The sequence below is a fragment of the Streptomyces odonnellii genome (genome assembly GCF_000981895.1).
Classification (GTDB): Bacteria; Actinomycetota; Actinomycetes; order Streptomycetales; family Streptomycetaceae; genus Streptomyces; species Streptomyces odonnellii.
In genome coordinates this window covers 1-21372 of record NZ_LATD01000184.1, presented here as the reverse complement: position 1 = coordinate 21372, position 21372 = coordinate 1, and the positions used below count along the sequence as shown (strand labels likewise).

Genomic DNA, 21372 nt, shown 5'->3' with positions numbered 1-21372 from the left:
CTTTTGATTAACAGGGGGATTGGTCGTGGCCGCGTCAAAATACGAGATCGGATTCGAAGTCATTTCAGGCTTAGCTTCTTCTGATGACGACTCCGGGAGTCGGAATGAGGCGACCACGCGTCTGCATCTGATCGATCGAATCGTTTTCGATGCCCTGCAATGGCCCAAAGATCAATGTACGCCCGAGGAAAGTCATGACGGCTTGTATGCCGACTACGTTCTAGGTCTGCCTAAGCGTCAGATGATTGTGGAGGCCAAAAAGGAGGGCCTTCATTTTGAGTTGCCAGTAGATGCCAAGGCGAGGGAAATCTCACTGCCCACGCTGGCTCGAAACAACGGAAACTTAGACGCTGCCCTAAAGCAGGTTGGAGGGTACTGCACGAGTCGAGGAATTCCAATAGCCGTTGCCTGCAACGGCCGCCAGCTCGTTGCTTTCATCGGAAGTCGCATAGATGGCGTCCCGCCAACGCGCGGGCGCGCAATTATTTTCCGCAGCCTCGCCGAAATGAGAGATGACTTTCAAACACTCTGGAATTGCCTTTCTTACCCTGCAATTGAGCGGAGGTATCTCGAAAGTCGCGTCACCAGTGAGGCGCTAACCCCTCCGCCGGAGAAGCTGTCCCGCCGACTTCTTCGCTATCCAGGAGTTAAGAGGAGGAATGAACTAGAACACGAGCTCAGGACTCTTGGCGAGATTTTTTTGCAGGACCTCGTAAAAGATGAGGATTTTAAAGATGAGTTCATTGAGAAATGCTATTGCAGCAGTGGTGCGCTCTCTCAGTATGCCTTGATCAGCAAGGAAATCCTAAAAAACCGTTACACTGCATCCGGGCAGGGAGTTAAAAAGACTGTCACGTCTGCGAGCGACAAGAGGGGTGTTTCCAAAGACCTGCTCAACGCCGTGTTGGCGAAAAGTGTAACAAAGAGGCCCGTAATCCTGCTTGGAGACGTTGGCGTCGGTAAAACGAGCTTCATCAAGAACCTGGTGTCAGTGGAGGCGAGCGAGGAGTTAAAGCGAGGGATTGTTCTCTACGTTGACTTCGGTAGGGAGCCAGCCCTGCGTACCGATTTGCAGAACTATGTTCTCGACTCATTCGAGCGTCAACTTCGCGATAAATATCATTTGAACCTTGCAAGTGATGCCTTTGTTCGAGGAATTTATCACGGTGAGTTGCTGGCCCTTCGGGAGGGTATCTACGGCTTTCTGCGCGAGGCGGATCCAGCAGCCTACCGCCTGAAAGAGGTGGAACTTCTAGCTGCGAAGATTGAAAACAAGAGTGGCCATCTCAAAAAGGCCATCGAGCACCTAACATCTGGCGAGCGCAGGACCGTAGTCATCTTCTTGGACAACATTGACCAAAGGCAGGACGACTTTCAGGAAGAGGTATTCCTTATCGCTCAGAGTATGGCAGAGACTTGGCCAGTCACTTGCTTTGTTACGTTGCGGCCTTCCACCTACAACAAGAGTCGAAGGCAGGGCTCTCTGAGTGCCTATCAGAACCGCGTTTTCACTATCTCGCCTCCCCGAATCGACCTTGTAGTACAGAAGCGCCTTGAATTCGCTCTGGAGCAACTGCGCGATGGCGGTTTATCTCTTTCCGGGGAGGGCGTGTCCGTAGAAAGTCATCTTCTGCTCGAATATATTGAGGTAATCACCGACTCCATCGATCGCAATCCCTCTCTGGCAGAGTGTATCGATAACGTCAGTGCGGGAAATGTTCGTGACGCCCTTGACTTGCTAACGATCTTCGTCGGCAGCGGCCATGTGGACACGGGTAAAATTCTTGAAATTAAGATCAAAAGAGGATCCTATTTTATTCCGCTGCATGAATTTCTTCGTGCGGTGATCTATGGGGACAACGAGCATTACTCGCCAGATAACTCGTTTGTTGCGAACATGTTTGATGTGGTCTCGTTGAACGTATCTGAACACTTTCTCGTGCCCCACATGATTGATTACTGTTTGAGGTCATCTCAAAGTCCCCACTCCGATATGGGCTATGTTTTCCAGAGCGAGGTATTCTCGTACCTGCAGTCGCTGGGATATCGTGACCTGCAGATCAGTTCTGCCTTTTCTCGTGCGGAACGCGCGAAGCTTTGCGATTTCGCCATGGCGGACGAGGAAGCGCCAACTCGGTTGCGAATTACGCAAAGAGGCGCTTACATTCTGCGGAAGTTGGTCACTGAATTTGTCTATGTTGATGCCGTCGTGGTTGATACGCCCATCCTTGATGAGGGCTTCAGGGAGATCATCATGGACGTTAGATATATCGAAGATAGGCTGGAAAGGGCGCGTCACTTCGTGGGGTACTTGGATACCTGTTGGGAAGAGGCGCCTCATCCTGACGGTGGGTTCGACTGGCCCGCTGTTTCCTCGGCGCTTAGCCGCAGTATTGATGAAGTGGCAAGAAGAGTTGAGGGGAGGCGGGAGAGCTAGGAGGCCAGGGTCGGCGGAGCGGATTTGGGCCGGAACTTCTTTGGCGCGAGTGATCATGGCCTCTTAAGCGCCAGGACACTGCGAGAATGCCGTGACGCTTCTGCACGGTGACCTGGGACAGGGTGGACGGGGCAGGACCCGGCAGGTACGTGATCGTTGCCGCTCCCCGACGGCGGTGGTTCTCGGCCCAGCGCCGGAGCAGTTCCACGTACTGGTCCGCGAGCGCTTCGGCCTGCGGGCCGTGGGCGACTACGCCGCTTTCGAAGCCGCCGGTGTCCCCGTTCTCGCGGCGCGTGCGGTAGACGATGCTGTCCTCGCTGACCAGTGCCGGTACACCGAGCAGGGCCGATGCGTCCACGAGCCCGCTGCCGACGACATCCTTGGACGCGTGCAGCCGGGCGACGCTCGACAGATTGAGCGTGAGGTACAGCTCCAGCTCGTCGGGCAGGTCGTACGCCGCTCCGGACCAGCACTGCAGCCTGGGTGTGTCCAGGGCGCGATTCAGGGCCTCCGCGTTGAGGGGCACCCGAGCGTCGTCGGTCTGCACGGCGATGCCGTCTCGCAGCAACGCCTTGCGTTCCTTGACAGCTCCCTCGCCCTGCATGGGCACGAAGCGCGCCAGACGGTAGGAGTGGCTGACGAGGCCCTCGCCGTCGCGGTCGAACGCGATCGAGCGGGTCGTGCCGTGCACAGTCAGCGGGACGACGAGCCGGCCGTTCCCTGTGAGGCCGCTGATCCACGACGGGGGGATGTCCCATGCGGCCGCGGTGACGATGATCCGGTCGTACGGCGCTCCATCGGGAACACCGGACTCGCCGTCTGCGAGGACTGTCTTCACCTGGGTGTATCCGGCGTCGTCCAGGCACAGCCGGGCGCGGTCGACGATGTCACGGTCGATGTCGACCGTGGTGACCTCACCGTCGCTGCCCACGAGTTCCTGGATGAGCGCGGCGTTGTACCCGCCGGATCCGATCTCCAGCACCCTCATGCCGGGCTCGATGCCGGCCTGCTCCAGCATCACGGCCTGAAGGTGAGCCGCGGACATGACGCTGATGTCCAGGCCGTTCTCGTCTTTCTTGACCGGCACGGTGCGGTGGAGGTCGTAGGCGAGTTCCAGAGGCGCGTCCGGCGCGAACCGGTGCCGGGGCACTGCGGCGAAGGCAGCGGCGACAGGCTCGGACGTGATCCCGTCCTGATCACGGAGTGCGCTGACCATGTCCGCGCGCAGCGCGTCGGAATCGCGGACAGTCGAGTCGCTGACAGTAGTCATTCCGTTACCGTCATTTCCTTTGTGGTTTCTGGTCGGTCGGGCATGGGGAGGAGCTGGTGGGAAGGAGGTTTCTTCCTGTGCGATACATCCGGCGCCGAGCCGTGTTCCAGGTCCGGCTCGGAGCGCTCGGATTTACACAGCAGGACCGTGCGCAGATTGTGTGTGCGTCTGCTTTTCAGTTCGTAATGCCTGGCCATGGACTCGATCAGGTCCAATGAATCAGATGGTGAGAGCGCGCTGGCGCCAATCAGGCTGAACGCGAATTCGTACTGTGCCACCGCTGCTGGGTCGTCAACCAACTGGCCAGACGCGAAGCATTTCAGATAGGCCAGTGTTGGTGCGTCAGAGAAGGCCATCAGTTTCAGGGCGCCGTCAATTGCTGGGTGTCCGCCGGCTACGAATGGCAGTACCTGCACAACGATGCGGCGCCGACGCCCCAGCTCGGCGATGTGGCGTAGCGCCTCCGCCATCACCGCAGGACCGCCGACCATTCGCCGGAGGACGGCCTCGTCAAGTACGGTCCACACGGTGGGATCAGGATGCTGGAGCATTTTTGCGCGTTCGAGCACTGGCATGAAAAGTTCATTGATTGCCTCCTCGGCTGCCGTTGGGAGGCCAGAATGGATGACCGCTTGCGCGTAAGCTTCCGTCTGCAAGATGTCAGGAATGTGCTGCGGGGCATACTCCTGGATACGTTTTGCGCTCTGTTCGGCTTTGACTGCCTCAATGCTTTGGTCCGGCCGTCGTAACTCCTTCAGTGATGCGCAGACCCGGAAGAAGAACCCACCGGAGTCGAGGAGTTCGTCGAGCTTGAGTGCGATTTCGGGCCGCATTCTGCGCGTACCCGACTCCAGCATTCCGATGAAGGCGCCGGTCAGGAACAGCAGTCGCCCCACCTCGCTCTGCGACATTTCTTTCTTTTCGCGCTGGTATCTGAGCTCTGCGCCGATCAGGGCATGGACTGACGGTGCCGTGTCCAGCGGCTTGGGCTGCACGAAACTCCTCGGACTTACGAACGATGACAGGGAGGCGGAGCGGATTATGTGGGCCTGTCCGCGGGGCCAAAGCGGAGCCGGGGCAGCAGGAGCGGCCCGGTCGACAGAACGCTCATGACAGTGCCTCCACCAGCAGATCAACCAGGCCGAGGACAGCGACGGCCAAGCGACGCGTCTGCCCACGTATGAGAAGGGCGCTGTCGGACCGGGCCTCGGCCCATACGGTTTGCACTCTGTCTACGGCCTCGGTGACCGCCGGGCCGGAGTGCCAGTCGGCGACGCGCACGAGTAGCGGCAGCACGGTTCTGAACTGCGCGTCAGCCTGGTCGATCTCCTCGGCACCCGGATCGGCGTGTTCTCCGAGCACCGCCTCCAGAGCGTCGCAAAGAGGGTTGAAGACGGGCATCGCAACAGAGACGTCCGACGCGGGTTCTGCGGGGCGAGGACGGTACGAGTCGATGGTCAGCGGCGCCAAAAGCCCAGCCTGCTGGGTCACCGTACGGACAGGAATGCCGAAGTCAGCAAGCGGTTCCGCCACTGCCACCGCGGACATCACGGCGTCCCCAGCGGGATCCTGCACCAGGTTTCCGCGCCGCCGTCGCTGGTCCCCCAGCTCCCGCCGGCCTCTTCCACCAGGGTCTCGACGAGTAGGAGGCCGCGCCCCGACACGGCGTTGTCATCGGCGTGCCTGGGTGTGGCGCGGCCCGGCATTCCGTCGATGACGGTGAGGTTCAGGAAGCCGTCCCGTACGGCAAGGCGCAGATCGATCTCCTTGGTACCACTGTGCGTCATCGCGTTGGTGAGGAGTTCGGAGATGAGCAGCAACACCGTGTCGGTCAGCGCCTCAAGACCGCAGTGCCTCAGTCTGGCGGCAGCGATACGGCGTATGACTCCTACCTGGCATGCGTCCTCAACGCGGGGCGGTCCGCCATCGCGGCAGGGAGCGACCTCGATGTGCTCGTTCATCACGTCCCCGTCGCGGCGGTGGCGCGCGAGAGGTGTCCGTACGGCTGTCGTCGTCATCACGTCCTCTGGGAGGAGCGCAGGACCGACCCAGCGGTGGACACGGCCCTGTGTGCTTGTTTGGGCACCCTCGGTGAGGGACTCCAAGCGTTGCAACCGGTCCCGGACGGCTCTACCCCCAATCTGCCCTCGGCTTTGAGAGGCGCATTTGACGGCTTCCTCTGCCATCCCTCGGGTTTCCCTCGGACTCGCTAAGTACCGTCTGAATCGGGCAGTTTGATGGGGACAGCGTTCTACCGTCGGGGCAGTGACGTGCGGGCAGTGACGTGCTCTGCGGACGGAATCGGAGGCACCCGTGTTGTTCTTCCGGCACGCTCTTGAGGCGCGTGGCGTACGAAGTCCGGAGGATTTCCTCCTGGAGTACAGGAAGGTCGCCGGCGAGATCGGCGCCGAGGTCCCCGCCCTGAAGACCGTTGAGGGCTGGATCTACGAAGGCCGTAGGCCGCAGCGGGCGTTCCGGCCGACCGTCGTGCAGATGCTGAACCACAGCATCGACGACCTCTGGACGGATGTGCCCGCGGAAGCCACGGCGAACTTCGCTCCTCTGACCGACGCGTCACCGACCGAACTCCAAGCCGATTCCGGCGTGGATCTGAATGAGATGAAAAGGACGGGCACCATGGCTGTGCGACGCGCGAAGGAGTTCCTCCTCGGTAAGGACCGTCAGACGGTGGGCGATGACACGCTGGGCCTTCTCGACGACGAGGTGACGCGTCTGGTGACCGCGTATCCGCGGGAACCTCTGGCATCGATCTGGGATGACCTGCTGGAGACCCAGGACCAGGTCTTCCGGCTTCTGGAGGGCGGCAGAGTCCGGCCGTCGCAGTTGCGTGACCTGAACTTCAAGGGCGCTGTGCTGTCGTTCCTCGTGGCCAAGGGCTTCAACGACTTGGAGGTGCCGCACCAGGCCATGACCATGACCCGGGTGGCGGCATCCTGTGCCAAGGACGCCGAACACCCCGGGCTCATCGCCCTCACCGACGGTCTCAAGAGTCTGATCGCCTACTGGGCGGACATGCCCGGGGACGCCTACCACTACGCGAGCAAGGGCGCCGAGACCACGGCGAATCTGCGGGGAACCGTAGGTCTGTGGCTCCTCGGTCTCCAATCCCGCGCCGCCGCGCGCCTCGGCGATGCCGAGACGGCGCTCACCGCCAACCGGGAGGCTACGGAAAGGCGGGAGCGTGTGGTGCCCGACGATCTGGACCAGCTCGGAGGGCTGCTCACCTACGCGCCCGAGAAGCAGCTCTACTACGAGGTGGAATCGGAAGCGCTCCTGGGCCACGGCGATCAACGACTTACCGCGCAGGCGGAGCGCGCGGTGCAGGGATTCGCCGATCCGAGCGAACCCAACTGGGCCTTCGGGGATCTGGCCGGGGCGCAGTGCGACCTCGCGCTGGTCCGGCTGTTCAGCGGGGATGTGGAGGGAGCGGCTGAAGCCATCCGTCCGGTGCTGGACCTGCCTCCCTCGCACCGGAACAACGGCATCGTCGTCTCCGCGATGCGCGTCCGCCAGGCACTCACAAGCAACCCTGCGCATACGGCCGTTGTCGCCCGCGATCTTCGCGCAGAGATCGAAGCCTTCCCGGCCCATCGGCCGGCCCTGCCCCGCGGGTAGAGTCCGGATCATGTACCCGGTCACGCGATCAGGCACCCGGATCGGCCTCCGGGAACTCACCGTCGAGGACATCGCCGCCGTGTTCGCCATCTACGGCAGTGCCGAGGCGGTCGAGCATTTGTCGTTCGAGCCCCGCACGCACGAGCAGGTCGAACAGATCGTGGTCCGCTCGATCACGTCGGCCGCGGCGGAGCCGCGCAGTGAGTACGCGCTCGCTGTCGTGGAGCGGAAGACGGACGAGCTGATCGGGTTCGGCCGGATCGCCCTCGATCCCCACCAGCAGCGCGCGGCCACCTTCGGCTTCGCGCTGCATCCCAAGGCATGGGGTGTTGGTTACGGGCTGGAGACCGTACGTCTCCTGCTCGGCCTCGGGTTCGAGGACCTGGACCTGCACAGAATCTGGGGAGCGCGGTCCCCGCTCAACACAGCGTCCGCGAAGACCATGGCGGCTGCGGGCATGGTCGAAGAGGGCACCATCCGCGAGCACATCCTCAAGAACGGCCGATGGCGTGACTCCGTGGTGCACGCCATCCTCGACCGCGAATGGGCAGCCCTCTCCCCGGAGTAGCCGCTTGCGCAGCGCGGCCACTCCGGCTTGCCAAGGACGAGCAGGTCGAAGCGATGGCGGTGCCCAGCTTGGTGATATTGCCGCTTTGACTGTGTTGCCGGTATCAGTACCTGATCGACCGCGTCCTCAGGGACACCGCGGACAAGATCGACGGACACCTCTGGGCCCGGCCGGACCAGCAGCCTCCGCTGCCTGAACTAGGCGACTGCAACCCACACAACGGAGTCGGCCCGGACGCAGACGCGTCCGGGCCAACACTGCCCTGGTGGGCGGCTGCGGAGGATACGAGATTCGAACTCGTGAGGGGTTGCCCCCAACACGCTTTCCAACTGTTCGCTCGGCGGTTCACGGTGGTTCGCGGGCGTCCTGACCTGGAGCCGACGGTTCGATTACCAGGACTCGGACGGTGCTGAACGGGGGTGAATGCAACTGGAACTGCAACTGCCGAACAGCACATTCTCCCTGATCACAACCTTCGCTGGATAGCTGCCGATGGCGTTCGTAGACCCTCTTCCAGGGGCCGAGCCGTTTGGGCAAGTACGCCACCGCGCGCCGCTCCGTGCTCGATGCAGAATCCCGTCGATCATCTGCCGGTAATCAGAGCATTGACTGCCGCGCGTGTCGTCGGCCGGAATTAATGGGCGCAGCGGTTCCCGCCTTGTATTAGTCAGATTGCTCCGCCCCATGCCCGCATTAACGACCCCCGCACGGAGTAGTCATGTTATCTGTTGGACAGTTCTATGCCGGTATGCGAGAAGGTCCCGTGGAACGGCACGTATACAACGCCTGCAAGCGCGGCCCGACCCGTGACCTCCCTTCACGCCCTCAGACTGCTTGGCCAAGGTGTACGAGTGACTCGTCTGTGCTTGACTGGTGCCACCCGTTGTGGCCATACAGCAGAACACACGGCAGCATCCCGCTGTAGGCCTAGGCCGGGTTCCCTTCACCGCACCCGTAGAGGTACGGCTTGGCACCCGCCTCGCGGATCGCTGCGTGGGCCGCGGCCGACACGCTCTGGACCACGGCTGGCGCATCCTGCGCGTGCTGAAGCGCCCACCCCGCACCGTGCCAGCGATCTTGAGCCAGGAGAGCACCTAGAGTCTCAGCGCTGCTCAGTTGTTCTACCCTGCTCCGTCTCGACGAGGGTCATCGGAGGCGTCAGCACCTCGCCCTTTCCTTGGACTGCGAGGTCGAGCTAGGACCGGTCGATTTCGGCGAGTTCTTCTTCAGTATCCAGTTGTCGCCACTTCCGCTCCGCGATTTCCACCAGCGTTCCTTCTCCGGGGACCCGCCACTGCTTGGGCCCCTGGACGGCACTCCACTGTTCCCGCCACTCGGCCTGCTGCCAGATGCGGCTCACCAGCCCACTCGGCGAGTAGCCTCGGCCGTCGGCCTCCCAAAGGATCGGTGCCTTACGGTCGTTGAGCCAGGTAGCCCGGCGGCGACGCGGATCCTGGTCGAGCCAGGCGCCGATGGCCCGCTCCTCAGTGTCACTAGGCGCGTACACCAGTGAGGTTCCCTCAGAAATGAGGTCGTGGTCCACGAGAAGGTGGACAGTCGGCGGACGCTTCGCACGCTTCTTGCTGGATGCCGTCAACGCCGACAGGTCAGGGGTGCCATTTCCCGCGTCGAGCGTAAGCAGGACCGCTTGGACCAGTTGCCTGGACTTCTCCTCGCTGGCGAAAGTACTCGTGATGTAGCTCTTGTTAGTGAAGAGTTCGTCGACCACGTTGATCAGGCAGGCCATTACACTTCGTACCTGGTTGGGCACGCCCTGCAGAATCGTGTCCCAGTCGCTGTCAGGTTCTTCAATCGCCTCTCTGCCGATGCGTTGGAACACGAGATGGGCGGCCAGCAGCGCCCCATTGTCCGCGATGGACGCTGCCCTCCCAGATAGAATTGACCGGAGCTTCGTGACCTCGTCGCGGATTTCTCGTAGGACCTGCACGGAACGCCAGACCTGGTAGGCGCTGGGCTGTTGTCCGAACAGGCGGGTGTAGGCGCCGTCGGCGCCTTCCTTCCATAGAGCCTCAGTAGACCCTTTGACTCGAACTGCAAAGGTCGGATCCCGATACGCACAGGCGAGGGCGGTAGCTGCCTCAATGACCGAGCAGCCGGACTCGGGAGCCGGGTCCATTTCTCCGCGCCGGAAGACGTATTCCTTGTCGAGGGAGAGCTTGAAGTCCTTTTGAATCTCGCTCTGGACCCGATCGATGGCTATGAAGTCCCGCCGCTCCATGTGATTCTGTGTATTTGTCGCCTTGGTGATGCTCTGTGCGAACCCTTCGGGCGCCCCCTGCACCGAGACGATCCGCACGGAGACGTAAGCTTCCGCCACCGCGTCCGGGTCTTTCTCGAAGGCCCGGTTTGCCGAAGTGACAGTCTGCGCTCCATTCACGACGCTTGCGTTGCGGAGGGTAAGAGAGATGGGTGCGCCGGTTGCCCGCTTTGCAAAGAACTCTCGTTCGATGGTGTCACACTGCACCGTGATGCCATTGTGACGGTAGAGGAAGCCATCTGGATCCTCAAGCATGCTGTCGACCAGGGTCTTGTTGACTCCGGTGAGCCCCAGAGACTTGCGAACGTTCCGATCGTAAAGGCGCTCGCCATTGTCCGCATACCACTGGGCAAGTTCCGCAGCACTTACCTCACCAACGATGGCCTTGTAAGGGGTCTCGCGGTCGTGCCAGCCCTCGGTCATTTTAGCAGTGAGAGTGATCGGTTCCGGCTGTAGATCTTCCCGGATGGCTCGGTGGAAGTCAGCCTGGTCCACTACCCGGTATTCGACAGTGCGGCCGAGACCACCGAATTCGCGGGCAGCCTCATCCAGGATGTTGCGCGTCTCGCGTGAGAGACGGCCATCTCCCATAAGAGCGATGACCAGGTGCACCTTGCAGGTGGGCAGTTTGAGAACGCCGTGGACGCGGTCTCCAAGGAGCCGTAGACGCTCGTTGAAGTGATCGAAATCCCGATTATCGAGCTTCTTGAGGCCATGAATAATCTTGAGCGCTGCTTCGGTATCGAAGCCTGCCGTGCCCGAGTTCTTCCATTTTGCCTGGATTAGCCAGAGTTCCGTTCCAGAAGCAGAGAAGGCAACAGAGTCAATGCCAAAGTCGTCCCGGCCATCGATCACCCCAGAGGCGGCCTCGTCCGAAGTGCAATCGGTCAGGATACGAGCTGCCTTCGCCGATACGGCCCGGGACAAGAGAGCAGTCTCACGCTCCGTGGGATCCTTTTTCTCGTAGTCATCCATGGAGATCCGCTCAGTGAATTCCCTCAGCAGCGCCTCGCGAACCTGGCGCACCTCCAGCGGCATCCCCGGCGTGCTCTTCCCCATGCTGATTCCACTCCCCGGTCTCGCCCTGACCACACAGCCTACCCAGGTGATCTAGAGGGTGGCGGTGAACCTAGTAACGCTCAGGGCCTCGGTGGAAGGGTGGGACATGAGCGATGCCGAATGGGCTCTGGTGCGGGAACTGCTGCCGGTGCCGGGATGGCCGGCAGGCCGGGGCGGGCGGCCGGAAGGCTACTGCCACCGGCAGCGTGATCGACGCGGTGCGCTACCTCGTCGACAACGGCATCAAGTGGCGGGCGATGCCCTGCGACTTTCCGCCCTGGCCGCGCGTGTATGCCTTCTTCGCCCGCTGGCGGGACGCGGGCCTGGTGGCCGAGCTGCACGACCGGCTGCGCGAGGCCGTCCGCCGGGCCGAGGGGCGGCGAGCAGGGCGCGCGCCGCGCGGAGCTGCGGCAAGAACGCCTCGATGTTCGCAATGAACCGGTCGGTCTGCTCCTCATCCAGCTCGTAGGAGTCGCCGCCGGTCCAGATCCACAGCTCGGTCCGAATGCCGAACCGTCGGGCTCACCATTGGAGGTGGTGACGTGGGCGGTGAGGAACGGCTCGGCATTGCTGTCGTGGTTCTGGGCCTCCAGCGGCGGGATGATCGCCGGGGCGGCCTGGTGCCACTCGGCGGTTGCGCCGGGGCCGCTGTGGTCCATGGTGCACCACGGCGTACAGCAGTAGGCGTCCATCCACTCCGGGCCACGCTCAGCCGCCGACAGGACGGTGGTGTGCTCAGCGGGCGTCGCCGTTAACTCCTGGGTGATGCTATGCATAGCCGTACTCGTTTCTACTCGCTCGTGGATGTACTGGTGCGCTGCTAGATAGACGCCCCCGGCTGGACTCCGGGAGCGCCCGCGGACCCTTCGGGAAGCAGCCCGAGGAAGCGGTGAAGGCCGGTTGTACGAGGAATACGGCGGTAGCAAGCTGGATATCTCTACCAGCGGCTGGCTCTCGGCAGAGAAGTGGTGGGTGGCGAGTTCGGCGAGAGGGAATGCCCCTCCGACGGTCGACCAGAGCCGGGCCACGGACGGCAATCCGCGAATACCTGCGATCGTCAGGGCTGCTGGGCTGGGCACGCAGACTCCTGCTTCCTGTCGATCACCGGCTGATGTTTCCGCCGCCACCCACAACGCCCGTTGTTGGCCAGCAGGCATGGCCGCGACCGCTCCCGCTCGGCATCCGTCAGATCACCCGCCTCATGACCACACCAACGACTCGGGCAACAACTAGTCACATGATCGACAAGGCAGGTTCTAGGTGAGCGACGGTGTGGCGCGCGCCACCATGCGCAGAACGCCCGATGGTCATTGCATGCGAGCAGCAGAGACGGGGCGTCCTTCAGACTGGAAACCCACCCACCAGGGCGCGACGGTCCCCCGAGACCGGACCGTGACCCTCTTCAAGGATTTGCGCGACGGCCTTCCTCCTGATGGCCAGAAAGATCCTCTGGCACGACAGCCCCCTCGGGATGACCATGCTCTGGGGGTGGTGCGAGTGACTCGTCCGTGGGTGCGCCGTACACATCGGTGAGCAGCGTTTGTGGGTGTGGATGCCCTTCCAGGGTGGCTCAAACCGGCGGTGGATCAAGGAAGAACTCGGGGCGCGTGTACGTCCCGAGTGGAATGGCGACGCGAGCCCGCGGCGCTGGGAGATCGCCCGTCCGCACCTTCGGACGATTGTGGAGGCCCTGGCTGACCGGTTCGGTGAGGTCGAGGTGATCCTTCAGTTCGTTACGACGGAACGCTGCGACACCCGTTGCCAGGAGGCGACGGGGGATGACTGCGAGTGCTCCTGCCTCGGTGTGAATCATGGTGGTGCCGCCTACTGGCGCAAGTGGATTCTCGTCGGTGACACGACACTCGTCGATGTGGACCGGCGCGAGCGACGGTTGTTGGTGCGGTACCGGCCATGACTGCACGGCCGACTCAGCGGCCGTCTTCCATGAGGAAAACCGGCACGGGTTGCCCTCCAGGACGAGGCGACAACATAAATCGGAACACTGTTGGCCAAGGCAGTCGAGGCGGAGAAGCGCTGCAGGCTGCGGCCTACGTGCCATGCCTAGCCTGCTGCGAAATCCACAGCCACTATGACCACTTCGAGTGAGCATCGCGCTGGTCGTCCAGGTCCAGGCAGTGGTTTTCCCTGTCGTCAGCTAGCCTCCTGCTCGGCGTCCAGACGCACCCCGTGGAAGGCGCCGGCGATGATGCTGTCCAGGCCCTTGCCATCGCCGACGACCTCGGCCACTACCTTCCCCAACTCCCCGGGGGCGGCAAGCAGGGTATCGAGGATCCGGTCACGGACCTTCTCGGACTTCAGGAAGTTCTCCAGGCTGTTCTCCAGCGCCCGCGACCTCAGCACCTCATCCGACTTCGCCGCCTGGATAACAAGCGCCATCAGTCCGGCGACGGCAGACTCCGACAGGTCGTCAAACAAGGTGTTGAGGGTGTCGATGACCTCCAGAAGTGGGACCATCTCAGGGTCCTTCACCTTGGCCGTGCCCAGCGCGCTCGGCCCGGTCAGCTTGTCGCCCTTCTCCGTGACCGAGGCGTTCGTGACGCCCTTGTCCTTCTGCTCGATGGCGACCAGCCGTGCGCTTGAGATGTCGATTTCGTCGTGCGTCCGCTCGGCCTTGATCCACTGAGCGAGTTCACGGCAGAACGCGCACAGGTCCTCCAGCGGGGAGCCGGAGTAGTCGTACACCTGAGACAGGAAGTCGTACAGCCGCACGAACGAGGAGACGTTCTTCCGGAACTGCTCCAGCCGCTCCACGGCCTGAGTGTTTTCGTCGGCTTGCGCGTGGTCCCATGCCTGGGCGAATCGGTCCTGGGCCCGGCTCATCGCTGCGGTGATCGCGTTGCGGTCACCGTCCTGGGCGCCTTGGACGAATTGGGCTACGTCCTGGGTGTCGAAGATGCCGAAGGTGCTCAACCCCATTGCCAGCACGTGCAGTTGGTTGGGGTTGGTCTCGGTCTCGATCTCGGCTTCTTCGTAGTACTCCGCGAAGGCCGCCTGGATGTCTGTGGGCTCGTTGATGAAGTCCAGGACGAATACCCGGTCCTTGACCAGGTTGCCTGACCGGAAGGTGCGGTTCAGACGCGAGAGGGTCTGCACGGCCTGGATGCCGTCCAGGCGCTTGTCGACGTACATCGCGCACAGTAGTGGCTGATCGAACCCAGTCTGGAACTTGTCCGCGGCTATCATCACGCGATAGTTCGGCTCGGCGAACGCTTCAGCCAAGTCCGGTCCAGCACCCGGGTTCATCTTGGCCTCGGAGACCTCGTCATGAATGCCGGACTCCGGGTCGTCCAGGGTGCCGGAGAAGGCAACCAAGGTACCCAGGTCGTACCCCTTGGCCTTGATGTACTTGTCGACTGCCAGCTTGTAACGCAGCGCGTGCTTGCGCTCCGATGTCACGATCATGGCCTTTGCGTGGCCGCCCAGCAGGCCGGCCACATTGGCACGGAAGTGCTCGACGATGATCTCGACTTTCTGGGCGATGTTCGTTGGGTGAAGGCGCACGAACCGCTTCAGTGCCTTGGCCGCTGCGGTCTTTTCGACCAGGTTGTCCTCGTCGTCGGCGGAAACGTTGACACCGTTCTTCTTGATCGCCTCCGCGATCTGGTAAACGGTCCCGTAGCTCTGGTAGCGAGGCAGGACGTCCAGGATGAACCCCTCCTGGATGGCCTGCTTCATGGAATACACGTCGAACGCGGACGGCTTGGCATCGGGCGTCTTGCGGCGCCCGAACAACTCGATCGTCTTGGGCTTCGGGGTGGCGGTGAATGCAAAGAATGACACGTTCGGGGTCGGGACGTCAGCAAACGCGTTGATCGCGTCCTCGGCGTCGATCTCCGCACCCTCGTCGACTTCCTGCCCGCCGACGCGCAGTACCTGGCGCACCTTCTTAGCCGTGGCACCGGCCTGCGAGGAGTGCGCCTCATCCGCGATGACCGCGAACCGGTGCCCGGCAAGCGAGTCGTCCTGCGACAGGAGCTTGAGCACGGCCGGGAAGGTTTGGATGGTCACCACCACGATGCGGCGACGGTCCTGCAGGGCCTTGAGCAGCGCACGGGACTTGGAGCCCTCGTCAGTGCGGGCCCTCCTGTCCACGTTGTAGACGTAATCCGGCTTGCCCTCAATCTGCAGGACCGCCCGCTGCATCTGGTCGTCGAGCACAGTGCGGTCAGTGATCACCATTACCGTGTCGAAGACCTTGCGACCGGTGGGGTCATGCAGGTTGGACAGGCGGTGTGCAGTCCATCCGATCGTGTTCGTTTTGCCCGACCCGGCTGAGTGCTGGATCAAGAACCGTCCCCCCACGCTCTCAGCCTTGACCTGCTCGACCATCCGCGAGACGGCCTGCCACTGGTGGAAGCGCGGGAATATTACGTTGGTCGAGGTCTTGCGCTCACGCGTGATCACGTTCGCGCTGGTCTTGACGTCCACGAACAGCATGGACCCGAAGATGTCCAGCCACGTGTCGCGGGCCATGACCTGCTCCCACAGGTAGGCGGTGGCCGGCCCGTGCTCGTTGACCAGGTTGCCTGCGCCGCCGTTGTTGCCCTGGTTGAACGGCAGGAAGTAGGTGTTCTCACCGTCGAGATGAGTGGTCATGCCGACCTCGGACTCGGTGACCACGAAGTGCACCAGCGCCCCGGTACCGAACGCCAGCAGCGGCTCTCCCTTGGGGTTGCGGTCTTGGGCGTACTGCTTCACCGCAGCGTCGATGGACTGCTTGAAGTTCGTCTTCAGTTCGAACGTAGCCACCGGGATACCGTTGATGAAGGCGACCAGATCGATGCTGTCGTGAGGCTTTTGCCGCGAGTAGTGCACCTGCCGCATGATTCGCAGGCGCACCTTGCCGTAGGCGGCCATGCGGGTGGCGTTCGTCGGGTCCGCCGGGCGCCACTGGACCATCTTCATCTCGTCGCGCAGCCCCACGGGGACGTTCGAGCGCAGCAACTGCAGGGTCCCGCCAGGGCCACCACCCCTGTTGTCCAGCGGGGTGGAGCGTAGCTGCACGATCAGGTCGAGCAGAGCCTCCTTCACTGAGGCTGCCCGCGGGCCGGAACCGATGCTGCGCTTCCATGCCTGCGGGTCCAGGTCCCTGAACCAATCGAACACGTCCTCTGGGAACAGGGCACGTTCGGCGTCGTATCCCTCCCCGTTCGGGGAGTACTCCCATCCGTGGGCGGCCAGGTATTCGCAGATGCGCTGCTCGAACTCCGACTCGTAGGTCAGGTCCACCACGGCTCAGGCCTCCTCGGGGATGTCGATCTGGCCGGTCACGGCCGCAGTGATGAGCGCGCTACGGCGCGCCCTGACGAGCTCGATATGCCGCTGCGTCTTCGTGATCAGAATGTCGATCTCCGCTGTTTCCCCGTCCAGGTGCTTGAGGATGCGACACTGTTCAGCAGGCTCAGGAACATTCATCGGCAGGTTCACGATGTCGTCCCTGCTGATGTTCAGCATCGAAGAGCTCGCGCCAGACGCGGCGATCTCGATCAAATCCCTGACTCGGCGGCTGGCCATCAGGTGGGCGACATACCGGGGCAAAGCCTTGGACTCGTCAAGCGCGAGAGCGTAGAGCTTGTCGCTCAGCATGAGCCGCGGGTAATCTCCGGACACCACTGCAGCGCTACCGACAAGGTCACGGGTGTTGGCTCGGGAGACCAAGAGATCGCCGCGCCGCACCACGGTCAACGGACGCGGCTCCAGGTCTTCGGGGAGCTCTTTGTTCTCTTCCGGGCGGAAGACCCCACGGTTGGCCGCCCCGGCTTTCAAGACTGCCCAGGTCTGGACTCCATCTGCAGGCCAAGGAAAGCACTGCGGGCTCCACCCCTGTCGAACGGACCGCACCAGGTGCTTCAGCCGTGTACCGTGCGCCGCCGGCACGACCTCCGCAAGCTCATGCTCCACGACAGCTTGACGTCGTTCCTGCAGCTGTCCAATGAACCGCTCCAGCGCGGCAATGAGCCTGTCGATCTCTGCGGTCTCGCGATCCAGGTGATCAGCGATGGCGCGTTGCTCAGGACCGGAGGGAAGCGGGAGGGGAATGGCAGCCAGCTTCTCGGCCGTCAGGTGCGGCATGGAAACGACGTTGCAGTACCTCCGGAGGAACCCGGTGGCGCGCAGGGCGATCAGGTAGTACGCAAGGAATCGCCCATCATTACCAGTTTTCGACCGGACACGGTTGATCGAGTTCTGGAACCCCCAGCCGTCAAGGTCTTCACCGACGTACGCGGCACGTCCGAAGCCTCCCTGTCCGCCCTCGACCACGACCACGTCACCCTGCCGAAGGGTGAGGTCGTCCAGCTCAGAGGGTGAGAACCACATTTCCTTCACGTCGTCCAGAGCAAGGACGCCGTCAGGCTGGACGTTGGCCGCCCTCATGTACGGAGCAAGGACGTCTTGGCCGGTGTCTTTTGCCTGGAGCATCTTGCCGAGAGTGACGCTGCCCAGGTGCTTGACCTTACCGATCGTCCACGGCAGTTGGGTGTCTCCCCAGGGAAGTGGAGTGCTCACTTGCTTGCCTCCACCTTGTGCAGCAGGCCGAGGATGTCCTGCAGGGACTCATCGAGGTCGGCGTCGATCTCAGCGAGGGTGCGCGGGGGTACGTACTTGTAGAAGTGGAGGGTGAAGGGGATCTCGTAGCCCACCTTGGTCTTGGTGTGGTCGATCCAGGCGTCCTCGATGTGCGGTTTAACCTCTGCGTTGAAGTACGCCTTGATGGTGGCGTCCTTGGCGTCGTGGCTCTTGGGATGCCGATTCCAGCCGAAGGGGACGATCTCGGTATCGCGGAGTGGAACGTCGGGCTCCGGCTCCCCCTTGTTCCTGCCGGACTGGAAGCGGCAGATGTCGGCGTTCTCGTCGCGCTCGCCGAGGGTCTGCCACAGGGCCTTGCGCTGCGCGGCGGTCAGGCTGATGCTGCGGGAACCGAGGTGCTTACCCAGGTCGTTGAGGAAGTCCTCGCGGTTGAGGTACTGACCGCCGTTGAAGGAGTTCAGGGCGTCGATGAGGCCGTCGATGTTGCTGAGGGTCTTGTGCTCAGCGACGAGGGCGACCCGTTCAGGTGTGGTCTCGAAGTTCCGCCGCATAGGCCGCTCGACGGTGATCTGCCAGGAGGCGAAGTCGAGGTTGTCGAAGATCTTGGAGGTGTCCGAGGACTCCACGTCCGTGTACTGCTGGAGCACGCGCTCGCGGGCGGCATCGTTGATCTTGACGCGCTTGGAGCCCAGGGACTTGTCCATCTGGGCGCCCAGGGCGGTGGCGTCGATGAGCTGCACTTTGCCTTGACGCTCGGGGCGTTTGTTGTTGTCGAAGATCCACAGGTAGGTGGGAATGCCTGTGTTGTAGAACATGTCGTTCGGCAGCGCGACGATGGCTTCGATCAAGTCGTTCTCCAGCAGCCACCCTCGGATGTTGCTGGAGCCGCTCCCGGCGCCGCCGGAGAACAGCGGGGAGCCGTTCAGGACGATGCCGGCGCGGGCGCCGCCGTCCTGGCTGTTAGCGGGGTTCATCTTGGCGATGGCGTGTTGGACGAACAGCAGGGCGCCGTCGGAGGTCGGGGGCAGGCCAGCCCCGAAGCGACCACTGAAGCCCCTCTTGTGCTCCTTCTCCACATCCTCGGCGATGTTCTTCCAGTCCACGCCGTAGGGTGGGTTGGAGAGGATGTAGTTGAACCTGTCGTCAGGGAACAGGTCCTTGGTCAGGGTATTGCCCAGCACGATGTTCTGGGGATTCTGGCCCTTGGCGAGCATGTCGGAGCGGCACATGGCGTAGGACTCGGAACGCAGCTCCTGCCCGTACAGGAGGAGCTCGGCGTCCGGGTTCATGCGGTGCAGGTGCTCCTCTGCCACGCTGAGCATGCCACCGGTGCCGACGGTGGGGTCGTAAATGCTGCGGATGGCGTCGCCGGACAGCGCGTTGTCGTCCTCGGCGAACAGCAAGTCGACAAGCAGGTTGATCGCGTCGCGCGGAGTGTAGTGGTCACCGGACTCAGCATTGGACGACTCAAAGTCCATATAGATGAGGTGCTCGAACAGCTCACCCATCTTGGAGTTCGGCACGGCCTTGGGCGACAGGTCGAGATCGCGGAACTGGCGGACGATCGTGGCGAGGATGCCGCCCTTCCTCATCCGTTCGATGTGCTGGGGTAGGTGGAAGTTCGCGAAGACGTCGATGTCGCTGCTGAACCCGCGCACATAGTCCAGCAGGTTGTCGGCCATGTCGTCGCCGGAGTCGTACACCGAGGCCAGGGTGTGCTTCGTCGTGTTGTAGAACTTCACACTGCCAGTGAAGGACTTGATCATCTTCACGCGCAGCGTCTCGTTCGGCTGCTGGGCGATGATCGCGGCAACCTGGGCGCGGTGGGGTGCCATTACGCACTCCAGGCGGCGCAGGATCGTCATGGGCAGGATGACATCCCCTGCTTTGTTGCGGGCATAGACACCGCGCAAGGTGTCGGCGACGGCCCAGACGTCCTTCTTCAGGTCGACCACTTGAGTTGTCCTTCCTGGCCTACATAAGGGCGGGGCTCGCTGAGGCTGACCAATGCTGGCCGTTCGGTGGAACCTAGATGATGCCACTGACAGGAGCGACACCGCTCGAAGGGCGTCGCACGACGTCAAGTCGGCCACGACGGAGTCGTTCGTGGTGAGCACGCAGCCGCAAGTCCACATTGTCCGGTCGCGTTCTGCAGGTCGGCGGCGGAGGAATCCCCGGAGCCGGAACGGACCCGGGCCAGGGGGCGAAGGGATTGAAGGCGAGGCGTCGTCGGTCGGCGGTGAGCAGCACGCTTTCTAGATGTTTGTCCGGGAGGCCGAGAGTGGTAAGGAGCGTTCTGACCTGCGGTGCAACGGCCAGCTTCCGGGTGTGCATACGCGACAATGTCGATTACAGCACCACGGTTTGTGGTCACGATTCGTCACGACAGCCCAGTGAAGGCCCGACCGAGATCATTCTCGCTCATAGTGCAACCTTGTCCGAGTGGTCGATGCTTCGGCGAATGACACGGTTGCTGGTGCGCAGGGCGGTGGCGAGTTGGCCGCTTAGTTCTTCCGGGAGCGTCCCGGTATCGAGCGCGCAGGCGTGGAGGAGTGCACGGCAGTCCTGCGCCTCCCCGTCGGTGGCGAGGATCGCGAACATCGGGTGTGCAAGGGTCTCTCGTGCGGCGTAGCCGTCAGTCGTCTTTATCGTTCGGCGATGCAGCTCCGTGACCACCGGCCGCGTTGCAGGATGCTTGGGGGAGTCGACCAGGTCCAGCACCGCGAGTCCGAGTCTTGTGTCAAAGACGGCCAGGCCGTTCCGATCGGGGCGTTTCAGGTAGGTGGTTGCCAGGTCCTGTAGGGAGCGTTGCCATTGTCGTCCCGACGCCTGGTGGCACAGGACGGTCAGGCAGTCGGTGACGGCCCTCTCCCATGCCTCTTCGGGTGCTGTATTGGCCAGGAGGCTGTCTGCGGCGAGGCTATTTCCGCTTGTGAGAGCGGCGAGGACGGCGACTTGGCGACCGTCGAGCATCCGCTGTCCGACGCCGCAATGCGTCTCGACGTGGACGAGCGCTTCGGCCCAGCGGCCGGCGGTTGTCAGGGCGCGGGTGCCGTCGGCGAGGACGACGCTCCACAGCCAGGCGCGGACATCGTGGCGTTCGGCGGCGCTTGCTACGAGGTCCGCAGGCACAGTGATGCTCTCGACCTGGACGGGGCTCCCGGTGGTGACGGCGTCGTACAGGGCGAGGAGATGACGGCGGCCGTCGTCGGCGTGCCCGGCTCGGATCTGGAGGCGCGCGAGGTTGACGACGGGTTCGAGGGCGCGGATGGCCGCCGCAGCGTTCAGGGGGGTGGCGTTCAGGTAGGCGGTGGCGTGCTGGTGGCAGAGTGCGCGGGCGGTGGCCGGGACGCCGACGTCGGAGGCGATCAGGGCGGCCTGGTTGTAGACCGTGGAGGCCATGCTCGGGTCGCCTTGCTGCACTGCGGTGTTGGCGAGTTCTGTCAGCGCTTGCACGCGCTGGGGCAGGGGGAGGCAGGCGGGGGGGGGGCGGGGGGGGCGTCGGGGATCGCTGGGCTACGGAGTCAGGAAGTTTCCACATGGTCTGTGGCTCCCCTCTCGATGGTGGGGTCCGG

The 21372-nt window shown here is 62.9% G+C and carries 16 protein-coding genes; 6 read left to right on the top strand and 10 right to left on the bottom strand.

What is annotated here, in order from left to right; all coding sequences use genetic code 11:
- Positions 1-25: 25 nt before the first annotated feature.
- A complete protein-coding gene (locus WH07_RS39820) occupies positions 26-2437 on the top strand; it encodes a hypothetical protein (RefSeq protein ID WP_157877374.1) in 2412 nt (803 codons plus the stop codon).
- Here WH07_RS39820 and fxlM read toward each other — a convergent pair.
- The 4 genes from fxlM to WH07_RS37685 all read right to left on the bottom strand — a co-directional run bounded on the left by fxlM (position 2382) and on the right by WH07_RS37685 (position 5725).
- Positions 2382-3707 carry a methyltransferase, FxLD system gene (gene fxlM, locus WH07_RS17955; protein WP_079023321.1) on the bottom strand — a complete coding sequence of 442 codons (1326 nt, stop codon included), beginning with the start codon at positions 3705-3707 and terminating at the stop codon, positions 2382-2384. The genes WH07_RS39820 and fxlM overlap by 56 nt on opposite strands.
- Positions 3704-4702, bottom strand: a complete 999-nt coding sequence (locus WH07_RS17950) for a helix-turn-helix domain-containing protein (protein WP_063775787.1) — start codon at positions 4700-4702, stop codon at positions 3704-3706. The genes fxlM and WH07_RS17950 overlap by 4 nt, the downstream gene beginning before the upstream one ends.
- Positions 4703-4814: 112 nt before the next feature.
- Positions 4815-5255 carry a DUF6415 family natural product biosynthesis protein gene (locus WH07_RS17945; protein WP_157877373.1) on the bottom strand — a complete coding sequence of 147 codons (441 nt, stop codon included), beginning with the start codon at positions 5253-5255 and terminating at the stop codon, positions 4815-4817.
- A complete protein-coding gene (locus tag WH07_RS37685) occupies positions 5255-5725 on the bottom strand; it encodes an ATP-binding protein (protein ID WP_052744448.1) in 471 nt (156 codons plus the stop codon). The genes WH07_RS17945 and WH07_RS37685 overlap by 1 nt, the downstream gene beginning before the upstream one ends.
- Positions 5726-6020: 295 nt before the next feature.
- Here WH07_RS37685 and WH07_RS17935 point away from each other — a divergent pair, with 295 nt between their 5' ends.
- Together WH07_RS17935 and WH07_RS17930 are read left to right on the top strand one after the other, a co-directional pair.
- Positions 6021-7343: a hypothetical protein gene (locus tag WH07_RS17935; protein WP_232788948.1), complete on the top strand. Its 1323-nt coding sequence runs from the start codon at positions 6021-6023 to the stop codon at positions 7341-7343.
- 10 nt (positions 7344-7353) lie between these two features.
- Positions 7354-7911, top strand: a complete 558-nt coding sequence (locus WH07_RS17930; RefSeq protein WP_046501018.1) for a GNAT family N-acetyltransferase — start codon at positions 7354-7356, stop codon at positions 7909-7911.
- A gap of 389 nt (positions 7912-8300) precedes the next feature.
- Here WH07_RS17930 and WH07_RS42165 read toward each other — a convergent pair whose 3' ends face one another.
- A complete protein-coding gene (locus WH07_RS42165) occupies positions 8301-8597 on the bottom strand; it encodes a transposase (RefSeq protein WP_079023319.1) in 297 nt (98 codons plus the stop codon).
- A 509-nt stretch (positions 8598-9106) separates the two neighbouring features.
- Positions 9107-11248: an AIPR family protein gene (locus WH07_RS17925; RefSeq protein ID WP_046501017.1), complete on the bottom strand. Its 2142-nt coding sequence runs from the start codon at positions 11246-11248 to the stop codon at positions 9107-9109.
- 206 nt (positions 11249-11454) lie between these two features.
- Between WH07_RS17925 and WH07_RS41210 the strand changes: the two genes are divergently transcribed.
- From WH07_RS41210 to WH07_RS17920, 3 genes are all read left to right on the top strand, one after another.
- Complete coding sequence (locus WH07_RS41210; protein ID WP_232788947.1) at positions 11455-11685, top strand: transposase; 231 nt, start codon at positions 11455-11457, stop codon at positions 11683-11685.
- A gap of 100 nt (positions 11686-11785) precedes the next feature.
- A complete protein-coding gene (locus tag WH07_RS39815) occupies positions 11786-11932 on the top strand; it encodes a hypothetical protein (RefSeq protein ID WP_157877372.1) in 147 nt (48 codons plus the stop codon).
- Between the two features lie 862 nt (positions 11933-12794).
- Entirely contained in the window at positions 12795-13163 is a 369-nt protein-coding gene (locus WH07_RS17920; RefSeq protein ID WP_198533831.1) for a hypothetical protein, read from the top strand.
- A gap of 236 nt (positions 13164-13399) precedes the next feature.
- On the opposite strand, the gene WH07_RS17915 is transcribed toward WH07_RS17920, so the two are convergent.
- The 4 genes from WH07_RS17915 to WH07_RS17900 form a co-directional block, all read right to left on the bottom strand.
- Positions 13400-16501, bottom strand: a complete 3102-nt coding sequence (locus WH07_RS17915) for a type I restriction endonuclease subunit R (protein ID WP_232788946.1) — start codon at positions 16499-16501, stop codon at positions 13400-13402.
- 3 nt (positions 16502-16504) lie between these two features.
- A complete protein-coding gene (locus WH07_RS17910) occupies positions 16505-17776 on the bottom strand; it encodes a restriction endonuclease subunit S (protein ID WP_052744447.1) in 1272 nt (423 codons plus the stop codon).
- Complete coding sequence (locus tag WH07_RS17905; protein ID WP_046501015.1) at positions 17773-19752, bottom strand: type I restriction-modification system subunit M; 1980 nt, start codon at positions 19750-19752, stop codon at positions 17773-17775. The genes WH07_RS17910 and WH07_RS17905 overlap by 4 nt, the downstream gene beginning before the upstream one ends.
- Positions 19753-20218: 466 nt before the next feature.
- Positions 20219-21199, bottom strand: a complete 981-nt coding sequence (locus WH07_RS17900) for a hypothetical protein (RefSeq protein WP_232788945.1) — start codon at positions 21197-21199, stop codon at positions 20219-20221.
- Positions 21200-21372 lie beyond the last annotated feature (173 nt).

Bases quoted from the DNA above. Each gene is read 5' to 3' on its own strand.
- fxlM (WP_079023321.1), bottom strand. From the start codon at position 3,707: ATGACTACTGTCAGCGACTCGACTGTCCGCGATTCCGACGCGCTGCGC.
- WH07_RS17945 (WP_157877373.1), bottom strand. From the start codon at position 5,255: ATGTCCGCGGTGGCAGTGGCGGAACCGCTTGCTGACTTCGGCATTCCT.
- WH07_RS37685 (WP_052744448.1), bottom strand. From the start codon at position 5,725: ATGACGACGACAGCCGTACGGACACCTCTCGCGCGCCACCGCCGCGAC.
- WH07_RS17930 (WP_046501018.1), top strand. From the start codon at position 7,354: ATGTACCCGGTCACGCGATCAGGCACCCGGATCGGCCTCCGGGAACTC.
- WH07_RS42165 (WP_079023319.1), bottom strand. From the start codon at position 8,597: ATGGGGCGGAGCAATCTGACTAATACAAGGCGGGAACCGCTGCGCCCA.
- WH07_RS17925 (WP_046501017.1), bottom strand. From the start codon at position 11,248: ATGGGGAAGAGCACGCCGGGGATGCCGCTGGAGGTGCGCCAGGTTCGC.
- WH07_RS17900 (WP_232788945.1), bottom strand. From the start codon at position 21,199: ATGGCCTCCACGGTCTACAACCAGGCCGCCCTGATCGCCTCCGACGTC.